Below are 9,272 nucleotides of genomic sequence, written 5' to 3' on the forward strand. Positions count from 1 at the left end.
GGCGCCGCGGCCGGTGCGGCGCCTCATGGACGCCCTCGACCAGCGCCCGGGCGCGCTCGCGGCCCTCGCGCACGGGGTGCTCTTCGGCCGCCTCGGTCCCTCCTCGGCGGCCTGCCGGTCGGTCGCCTCCTGTCGGCGCCGGGTGAGCTCGGCGACCTCGCGGGCGGGAGGTGGCTCCTTCAGCGGGCCGATGCCGCGCAGGGCGGCGTCGGCGAGGCTCGCCCACATGTTCGCCTCGGCGTACTGCCAGGCGTTGAACTCCACCACCTTGACGTACTGGAGGAAGCCCTCGCGCCGTCCTCGGCCCAGCCGCTGACGGACCTGGTGGAGCAGGAACGACTTCCCCGATCCCCAGTCCCCGAACAGCCCGACGGTGAGGGGAGGGGTGATCTCGGGCGAGGCCAGCAGCGCGGCGACGGCCTCGGCGTCCCGGTCGGTGTCCAGCAGGTCGGTCGCGTGCTCGGGCTGGTCGTTGTCGAAGCGCGGGTGGCGCCGCCCCGCGCCGGGGAGCAGGCCGATCGACCACACGAGCACCTCCCCGGCGACCCCGACCGCGATCCGCTCCCCGGACGGGTCGACCGCGAGGGCGGTGACCTCGGCCGCACCGATCGCGAGGTCGGCGAGCACCAGGCCCTCCCGCACGGCGGTCTCGAGGCCCGGGTCCGCCGCGGCGGACCCGGGCGCCGTGTCGAGGTCGCCGGCGATGGTCCGGACCTGGACGCCGGGGCCGCCCAGGGCGACGAGGTTGAAGGCGAGCGGCACCGCGAACGAGCTCTGCCGGGAGGTCCACCCGAGCAGTGGCGCCGCGTCGCTGGGCCAGGCGCTGGACGAGGGAAGCGTGTCGAACCGCGGCACGACGACGGCAGCCCGGTCCCGGAGGGCGACGATGCCACGTCCCCCCGGGTGCTCGACGCCCAGCAGCCGCGGCCCGTCGTCGGCGTGCTGCGCCAGGCTCGTCACCGGTCGGGGTGGGCCTCCCTCGGCGTCGACGGTCCACACGGCCTCCGCGTCCTGCAGCCACAGTGTCCGCCCGTCTCCGCTGACCGTGCCGCCGACCGGACCCCCGGTCGTCGTCCCGGCAGCCAGCTGGCGTTGGTCGCGCACGCCGTAGAGGCGGTAGCCGTCCTGCACCGCGAGCCCGACCACGTCCTCGCCCCGCCAGCCGACGGCCGTGGTGCCGGGCGCCAGCATGCCGATCCACCGGGGTCGCCCCTCGGCCAGGCGCACCGTCAGCGCCTCGGTGTCCGTCATCACCGCGATCGTGTCCGCGCGCTCGGACCAGGCGAGGCCGCGGATCCTCTCGCCGGTCGCGACCCGGACCTCCGGCGGCGCCCCGAGGGCCGCCGCGAGCAGCGGCTGCTCGACCGCCTCCCGTCGCCCTTGGTCGCTCAACGCGTCCCAGGCCAGCCGGACCGGCTCGTCGGGAGGGTGACCGGGCGTCCAGCGGGCGAGCAGGTCGCCGACGACCCCTGCGCCGACCAGCGGCCCGCCGACAGGGACGTCCAGGGCGAGGCCGAGCACCACGTGGCGCCCGGTCAGCCGGGTGACGCCGCGCCACCGGGCGAGCAGGCGCGCGAGGTGGCCGTCGGCGCTCCGCTCGACCCCGAGGGCCCCGAGGCCGTCGAGATCGCCGAGCAGGTTCGACGCCGCCGTGCCGAGGTAGGGCTGGGCGGAGGCCGGGCCGTGCCGTTCGAGCAGGAGCGCCACGAGCCTGCCGGCGGGCGCCGGCCCGTCGCCGAGGCGCCTCAGCGCCTCGCGTGTGGAGGTCGACAGCTCCGGGCCGCCCGCTCCGGGTTCCCGCGGGACCGTCGACATGGCATCACCCGGCTCCCGGCGAGGATCAGCCGCCGAGGGCGGCGTCGATCGCCTCCTTGATCGGCGTCGAGCCGCCGACCAGGTCCCACTGCCGTCCGGCGGTGCCGGGCTCCGCCAGCACCGCGGCCAGCACCGCGGCGACGTCGGCCCGCGGCACCTCGCCGCGCGGCACCGCCTCGCCCAGCGACACCAGGCCGGTGCCCGGGGAGTCGGTCAGCAGCCCCGGCCGCAGGATCGTCCAGTCCAGGCCGCTCTCGCGCAGCGCGACGTCGGCGTCCCGCTTCGCCTCGACGTAGGCCCGCCACACCGGCTCCGCGTCCTCCGGCACCGGCTGGTCGACGTTGATCGCCGAGACCTGCACGAAGCGGGCGATCCCCGCCGCGCGTGCCGCCGCGATGGACTTCAGTGAGCCCTCGAGGTCGACGGTGCGCTTGCGCTCGATGTTGCCGTCCGGGCCGCCGCCGGCCGCGAAGACCACGGCGCCGCACCGGGCGAAGGTCTCGGCGAAGACCTGTTCGTCGTCGTTCTCGATGTCGAGCAGGCGCACCTCGGCGCCGAGCGCCTCCAGCCGCTCGCGGTAGGAGTCGCGCCGCACCAGCGCGACCGGCTGGTGCCCGGCGCCGACCAGCAAGGGGTGCAGCAGGCGGGCGATCTTCCCGTGACCTCCGACGATGGCGATCCGCATGGCACCAACGTACGCCGCGACCGTGCGCGCGCCAGCCCCGCGACCCGGTACGTTCGGGCGCATGGTCTTCCGGCTGGTCCTCCGGCGGCACCCGGGGCCCGCCCGATGAGCCCGGTCGCCGCCGTCGCCACCGGAGGCACCCTGGTCTGGCTCGGGATGGTGCTCGCGATCTCGTTCCTGGAGGCGCCGCTGAAGTTCCGGGCCCCGGGCGTCACCCTGCAGCTCGGGCTCGGCATCGGGCGGCTGGTCTTCCGCGCCCTCAACGCGGCCGAGCTGGTGCTGGCCGCGACGGTCGTGCTCGCCGCGATCATCGCCGGCGTCGGGGCCGCCGCGGCGATCGCGGTGGGCGTGGCCGTCGTGCTCCTGCTCGCGCAGCTGGTGCTGATCCGGCCGACGCTGACCGCGCGCTCCGACGCGGTGCTGGAGGCCGCCCCCGGGACCGAGCCGCCCCGGTCCACCGCCCACTACTGGTACGTCGGCGCCGAGGTCGCCAAGGTCCTCGCCCTGCTCGTCGGCGGGGCGCTGCTGCTCACCGCCTGACTTTCGGGCGCCCGGGCACACTGGTCCGATGAGGGCTGGGGTGTTGAGGCCAGGGGTGATGAGGCCAGGGGTGATGAGGCCAGGGGCGACGAGAGCCGGGCGCGGGACCTGGGCGGCGGCGCTGCTCGTGGTGGCCGGCTGCTCGGCCGGGTCGTCCGGGGAGGGCCCCGGCGAGCCGGGCACGGGGGGCTCGGACGCCACCACCGCCACCCCGTCGGCGACGGCGGAGCCGACCCTGCCGGAGCCGACCCGATCGGCGTCGAAGCCGCCGACGCTCACCCCCGATCCGCCGCACCCGGTCTCGGTGCCCGCCCTCGCCGCGGCCGACCTGACCGGCGGCGGCCTGCGCCTCGGCGCGGTCCGCGAGCGGACCGCCGGCTACACGTCGTACGACGTGACGTTCCGCTCCACCACGCGCGGCGCGGGCAGCCCGCCGCTGACCATCAGCGGCGTGCTCAACGTCCCCGCCGGGAGCGGTCCGTTCCCCGCCGTCGTGCTCGCCCACGGCTACATCGACCCGACCGTCTACGTGCGCGGCCAGGGGATGACCCGGGAGCGCGGCTTCCTGGCCGACCGCGGGTACGTCGCCCTCCACGTCGACTACCGCAACCACGCCGAGTCGACCGACGACCCGCGCTCCGAGGCGGCGGTCCGGCTCGGCTACAGCGCGGACGTCGTCGCGGCCACCCGGGCGCTCGTCAGGTCCGAGGACGTGGCGGTCGACCCCGACCGGATCGCGCTGTTCGGCCGCTCGATGGGCAGCGGGGTGGTGCTCAAGGCGCTGGAGGCCGAGCCCGGCCTGGTCGCCGCCGGCGTGGTGTGGGCGTCGGTGTCCAGCCTGGAGGCGGAGAACTTCGAGCACTTCAACCTCTCCGACACCCCCGAGGCCGAGCTGCGGGCGCGGCTGAAGGGCATCGGGTTCCCCGACGAGGACCGCGCCTTCTGGCGTGGGGTGTCGTCCCGCCCGTACTTCGACCGGATCACCGAGCCGGTGCTGATGGCCCACGGCCGCGTCGACGAGACCTGCCCGCCCCGCTGGGCGACCGCGACCCACCGGGCGCTCGAGGCGGCCGGCGTCGACGCGACCCTCGAGTGGTACGACGACCAGCACGCCTTCGGGCCGGCGTTCGTCGCCGCGATGGAGCGCACCGTGCGGTTCCTGCGGGCCCGGATGCCCGCCTGACCTGCAGGGACCCGACGGGCGGTGGCCGCCCGCCCTTCACCTGCGGCTCGCCGCCGCGCCACCTGGCGCTGCTGGGCTGGCGGCATGAGATCCCCGCTGGTGATCGCGCACCGTGGTGCCTCCGGCTACCGCCCCGAGCACACCCTCCCGGGCTACCGCCTGGCGATCCAGATGGGGGCCGACGCCGTCGAGCCGGACCTGGTCTGCACCCGGGACGGGGTGCTCGTGGCCCGCCACGAGAACGAGATCAGCGGCACCACCGACATCGCCGACCGGCCCGACCTCGCCGACCGCCGCACCACCCGGACCGTCAACGGCCGGGAGGTCACCGGCTGGTTCACCGAGGACCTGACGCTGGCCGAGCTGCGCACGCTGCGCGCCAAGGAGCGGCTCCCCGGGATCCGCCCGGCGAACACGGTCTACGACGGCCGCTACCAGGTGCCGACGCTGGACGAGGTGATCGCGCTGGTCCAGCGGGAGTCGCGCCGCACCGGCCGCCGGATCGGGATCGTGCCGGAGATCAAGAACCCCACCCACTTCGCGTCGCTCGGGCTCCCCGTCGCCGAGCGGCTGCTGGCGACCCTGCGCCGGCACGGGCTGGACCACCCCGGTGCGCCGGTGCTGATCGAGTCGTTCGAGACGACGATCCTGCGCGAGCTGGCGACGATGACCCGGGTGCCGCTGGCCCAGCTCGTCGACGACGAGGAGGCGCCGTACGACCTGGTCGCCGCCGGCGCCGCCACCACCCACCGCGACCTGGTCACGCCCGCGGGGCTGGCGGAGATCGGCACCTACGCGAGCTGGGTCGCGCCGGCGAAGGACCTGGTGCTCCCGCGGGACGCGGCCGGCGCGATCGGCGCCCCGAGCACGGTGGTGGCCGACGCCCGCGCGGCCGGGCTGCGCGTGGTGGTCTGGACGTTGCGCCAGGAGAACCGCTACCTGCCGGCGAACCTGCGCGTCGGCTCCGACCCGGCCGCCCCGGGGGACCTCGCCGGCGAGGTGCGCGCGTTCCTCGCCGCCGGCGTCGACGCGCTCTTCGCCGACCAGCCCGACGTCGTACGACGGACCCGCGACGAGCGGGTCCGCCGGACCGCCACGGTGCGCGCCGCCGGCTAGCAGCGGGACCTCGGCCTACGCTTCCGCGCATGGACGACTGCGTCTTCTGCGCCATCGCGTCGGGGGAGGCCGCCGCGGACCTGGTGCTCGAGGGCGAGGACCTGGTCGCGTTCCTGGACCGGCGGCCGCTCTTCCGCGGGCACGTGCTCCTGGTGCCGCGCCGGCACGTGGTGACGCTGCCGGACCTGCCGGCCGGCCTGCGCGACGACTTCCTGGCCGCGGCGCAGCGGCTCTGCTCGGCGATGGTCACCGCGCTCGGCGCCCAGGGCAGCTTCGTGGCGGTCAACAACACGGTCAGCCAGTCGGTTCCGCACCTGCACCTGCACGTCGTGCCGCGGACGAAGGGGGATGGGCTGCGCGGGTTCTTCTGGCCGCGACGCACGTACGCCCCCGGGGAGTCCGCGGAGTACGCCGCTCGCCTGCGGGACGCCCTGGGCGCGTAGGCTGCGGCGCGGTCGAGACCACCACCACGTCGAAAGAGGGATCAGGAATGGGTCGATTCGCCGGACGGGTTGCCGTCATCACCGGTGCTGCGCGCGGGATCGGGTTCGGGACCGCCACGCGGTTCGCCGAGGAGGGCGCGTCCGTCGCGATCCTCGACCTCGACGAGTCCGCCGCCGCCGAGGCCGCCGCCAAGCTGCCCCTGGTCGACGGTGCGAAGGCGATCGGCGTGGGCGCCAACGTCGCCGACCCCGAGTCCGCCGAGGCCGCCGTCGAGCGCGTCGTCGCCGAGCTGGGCGGCATCCACGTCCTGGTCAACAACGCCGGCGTCACCCGCGACAACCTGCTCTTCAAGATGTCCGTCGAGGACTGGGACATGGTCATGAACGTGCACCTCAAGGGTGCCTTCCTGATGACCAAGGCCGCCCAGAAGCACTTCGTGGCGCAGAAGTACGGCAAGGTCGTCAACATCTCCTCGACCTCCGCCCTCGGCAACCGCGGCCAGGCGAACTACTCCGCCGCCAAGATGGGCATCCAGGGCTTCACCCGGACCCTCGGCATCGAGCTCGGCCCGTTCGGCATCAACGTCAACGCCGTCGCCCCCGGCTTCATCGCCACCGAGATGACCGACGCCACCGCCGCCCGCCTGAAGATGGACGTCGACGAGTTCCGCCGGCTCAGCGCCGAGGCGAACCCGGTCAAGCGGGTCGGCGAGCCCGCCGACATCGCCGCCGCGGTGACCTTCCTCTCCAGCGACGAGGGCTCCTACATCACCGGCCAGACGCTGTACGTCGACGGCGGCGCCACCCTCGGCTGACCCCGGGAAGCGCGAGTCGGCAGAAACTTTCTGCCGACTCGGCGCCGTCCGCCGCGAGTCGGCAGAAAGTCTCTGCCGACTCGCGCGAGATTTTGGCCAACGGCGACACGCCCGCGCAGACTGCGCGGGCGTTGTCGCGTCCAGGCCCACACTGGGAGGCGGCGGCGCCCGCACCGCCCCTGATCCGATCGGAGCCCCGCCCGTGAACTTCCGCCTCCGTGCCGCCGCGCCCGCGGCGCTGGTCGCCCTCAGCCTCTCCCTCGCCGCCTGCGGCGGCGACGACGCGGAGCCGGCCGCCAGTGAGGAGCCGTCGGCGACGCCGACGCCGGAGGCCGAGCCGGAGACCTGGCCGCTGACCGGCCTGGACGTCCCCACCGGCGAGAGCCCCGAGCTCGACCACCCCGTGATGGTGGTCAAGATGGACAACACCGGCTCCAGCGCGCCGCAGCGCGGCCTCAGCCACGCCGACCTGGTGGTGGAGGAGCTGGTCGAGGGCGGCGTCACCCGCCTCGCGGCGTTCTACTACTCCGACGTGCCCGGCGAGGTCGGCCCGGTCCGCTCGATGCGGGCCAGCGACATCGGCATCGTGGCTCCGGTCGACGCCACCGTGGTCACCAGCGGCGCCGCTGCGGTCACCTACGGCCGCCTCAAGGAGGCGGGCGTGACCTGGAAGACCGAGGGGTCGGCCGGGTTCTACCGCGCGTCGGACCGCTCCGCGCCGTACAACCTGATGGCCGACCTGTCGAAGGTCTCGAAGGCGCTCGAGGACGGCGAGACCGCCCGCCCGGACGACTACCTGCCGTGGGCCTCCGCCGACGACGCCACCGGCGGCAAGAAGGCCACCCGGATCGCGGCGGACTTCGGCTCGCACACCACCGAGTGGACCTTCAGCAAGAAGGACGGCTACGTCAACCAGAACTCCAACGCGCCCGCCGAGGACCAGTTCCCGGCCGACAGCGTGCTGGTGCTGCGGGTCGAGGTCGGCGACGCCGGCTACAAGGACCCGGCCGGCAACTTCGTGCCGGAGAGCAAGTTCGACAGCACCGGCCCCGCGCTGCTCTTCCACGGCGGCAAGGTCGTCAAGGGCACGTGGACCAAGGACGGCGCCGAGGCGCCGGTGACCCTGTCCACCGCCGGCGGCGACCTCACGGTGCCGGCCGGCCACGTGTGGATCGAGCTGGTCCCGGTCGACGGCGCGGGCGGCTCGGTCACGTTCTCCAAGTGACGCCCGTCTGACGCGATCAGCCCGACGCGATCAGGCGCCGTCGGTCTCCTCGGCCGGGTCGCCGCCGGCGGCCCGGCCGAAGCCGTCCGGCAGCTCGACCCCGGCCTCGACCAGGCCCTGCACGCCGGTGAGCAGGAACCCGATCGCGGCCTCCACCCGCCGCGCCGCGACCTCCGGGTCGGCGGCGGCCGCGACCGAGGCGCCGGCGGAGGAGAGCGCGCCGAAGAAGATCTGCGCGTAGGTCTGCACCATCGGCTCGTCGAGCTCCCAGCCCCCGGCGGTGAGGGTCGAGCGCACGATCTCGACGACGGTGGCGAAGGTCGACCGCTCCTCCTGCTCGCGGAACCGCTCGTACCCGAGCACCGCCGGTCCGTCCTGGACCACGATCCGGCGGTAGCGCGGCTCCTGGACCACCGCGAGGAAGGCCCGCAGCCCCTCGCGGGCCTTGTCCCACGGGTCGCGGTGGCCGCGCAGGGCCCGCTGGATCCGGTGTGCGGCCTCGTCCTCGACCCGCTCGAAGACGGCCTCGAAGATCGCCTGCTTGCCGGTGAAGTGGTGGTAGAGCGCGCCCTTGGTCACCCGGGCTCCGGCGACGACCGCGTCCAGCGAGGTCGCCGCGTAGCCGAGGGCGGTGAACAGGTCGTCGGCGGCGTCCACCAGGGCGCGCTTGGTCGAGGCGGAGTACGCCGCCCGACGGGACCCGCCGGTGATGGCGTCGGCCGCGGGGACCACCGGCGGCACCTTCGGCGCCCTCGGGACCTTCGGTACGAGCCGCGACACCGGTGTCTTCGCCACGCCGGTCAGCATAGGGGTGATCCCGGCGTCGCGTGATCCCCGTCACTGACGGTGCGTGGGCGGGATCACGGCCGCGACCCCGGGCCCATACCGACGGTCGGCGTCATACTCGGAGTACGGACAGATCCACGTCCCGACCAAGGAGACCCGGGCCATGAGCTGGAAGTCCTTCCACCGCCGCGGCGAGACCCTGCGCGCGGTCATCACCACCGCCGGCGTACGGCGCGACGGCGTCCTGCCGATGGACGTCGAGGGCGTCGCCGAGACGTTCCGCGACGAGCTGGACCTGCTCGCCGCGTGCCAGCTGAAGTGGCACACCCGCCTGTCGGGCCGGATCGAGCGCGTGCTCGCCGGGCAGCCGCTCGACCTGCCCGACGCGGTGGCCCTGGCCTGGAGCCAGACCGCCGAGGAGCTGGCCGGCGTGCGGATGATCCTCGACCGCTACCGCGCCGAGCCGACCGACGACGCGATGGCGCGCGCCATGGCCACGGCCACCGCCAAGGAGCACACCTTCCTCGCCGTGATGGCCGGCCGCTCGGGCCTGGACGCCCCGGCGGCGCGCAGGATCGGCGCCGCGATCGAGGAGCGGGCCCGGGGGCTGCGCCGCGGCGCCGCCATCGACCCCGTCGGCGATCCCGTCGGCGGGGCCGCCGCC

10 protein-coding genes are annotated in these 9,272 nt (G+C 75.1%); 7 read left to right on the plus strand and 3 right to left on the minus strand.

Annotated elements, in window-relative coordinates; genetic code table 11:
• Both ABLM29_RS21610 and ABLM29_RS21615 read right to left on the minus strand, forming a co-directional pair.
• Nucleotides 1–1,815, minus strand: a 1,815-nt coding sequence (locus ABLM29_RS21610) for a P-loop NTPase fold protein (protein ID WP_349716684.1), incomplete at its 3' end; no start/stop codon positions are given.
• 25 nt (nucleotides 1,816–1,840) lie between these two features.
• The gene (locus tag ABLM29_RS21615) at nucleotides 1,841–2,500 is read right to left on the minus strand and encodes an NAD(P)H-binding protein (protein ID WP_349716686.1); all 660 of its coding nucleotides are present in this window, start codon (nucleotides 2,498–2,500) and stop codon (nucleotides 1,841–1,843) included.
• Between the two features lie 105 nt (nucleotides 2,501–2,605).
• On the opposite strand from ABLM29_RS21615, the gene ABLM29_RS21620 reads away from it, so the two are divergent.
• The 6 genes from ABLM29_RS21620 (at nucleotide 2,606) to ABLM29_RS21645 (ending at nucleotide 7,822) form a co-directional block, all read left to right on the plus strand.
• Nucleotides 2,606–3,040 carry a hypothetical protein gene (locus tag ABLM29_RS21620; protein ID WP_349716687.1) on the plus strand — a complete coding sequence of 145 codons (435 nt, stop codon included), beginning with the start codon at nucleotides 2,606–2,608 and terminating at the stop codon, nucleotides 3,038–3,040.
• Between the two features lie 73 nt (nucleotides 3,041–3,113).
• On the plus strand, nucleotides 3,114–4,223 hold the full coding sequence (locus tag ABLM29_RS21625) for an alpha/beta hydrolase family protein (RefSeq protein ID WP_349716688.1): 1,110 nt from the start codon (nucleotides 3,114–3,116) through the stop codon (nucleotides 4,221–4,223).
• An 84-nt stretch (nucleotides 4,224–4,307) separates the two neighbouring features.
• Nucleotides 4,308–5,339, plus strand: a complete 1,032-nt coding sequence (locus ABLM29_RS21630) for a glycerophosphodiester phosphodiesterase (RefSeq protein WP_349716689.1) — start codon at nucleotides 4,308–4,310, stop codon at nucleotides 5,337–5,339.
• 29 nt (nucleotides 5,340–5,368) lie between these two features.
• Nucleotides 5,369–5,782 (plus strand): HIT family protein, encoded by a 414-nt coding sequence (locus ABLM29_RS21635; protein WP_349716690.1) that lies wholly within the window; start codon nucleotides 5,369–5,371, stop codon nucleotides 5,780–5,782.
• Nucleotides 5,783–5,829: 47 nt separating this feature from the next.
• On the plus strand, nucleotides 5,830–6,597 hold the full coding sequence (locus ABLM29_RS21640; RefSeq protein ID WP_349716691.1) for an SDR family NAD(P)-dependent oxidoreductase: 768 nt from the start codon (nucleotides 5,830–5,832) through the stop codon (nucleotides 6,595–6,597).
• Between the two features lie 202 nt (nucleotides 6,598–6,799).
• Nucleotides 6,800–7,822, plus strand: a complete 1,023-nt coding sequence (locus ABLM29_RS21645) for a DUF3048 domain-containing protein (protein WP_349716692.1) — start codon at nucleotides 6,800–6,802, stop codon at nucleotides 7,820–7,822.
• A gap of 30 nt (nucleotides 7,823–7,852) precedes the next feature.
• Here the strand turns inward: ABLM29_RS21645 and ABLM29_RS21650 are convergent, their stop codons facing one another.
• Complete coding sequence (locus ABLM29_RS21650; protein ID WP_349716693.1) at nucleotides 7,853–8,617, minus strand: TetR/AcrR family transcriptional regulator; 765 nt, start codon at nucleotides 8,615–8,617, stop codon at nucleotides 7,853–7,855.
• A 154-nt stretch (nucleotides 8,618–8,771) separates the two neighbouring features.
• Between ABLM29_RS21650 and ABLM29_RS21655 the strand changes: the two genes are divergently transcribed.
• Nucleotides 8,772–9,272 (plus strand): hypothetical protein (locus ABLM29_RS21655; RefSeq protein ID WP_349716694.1); only part of this gene is annotated, 501 nt, incomplete at its 3' end.

This window comes from Nocardioides sp. YIM 152588 (assembly GCF_040191335.1).
Taxonomy (GTDB): Bacteria; Actinomycetota; Actinomycetes; order Propionibacteriales; family Nocardioidaceae; genus Nocardioides.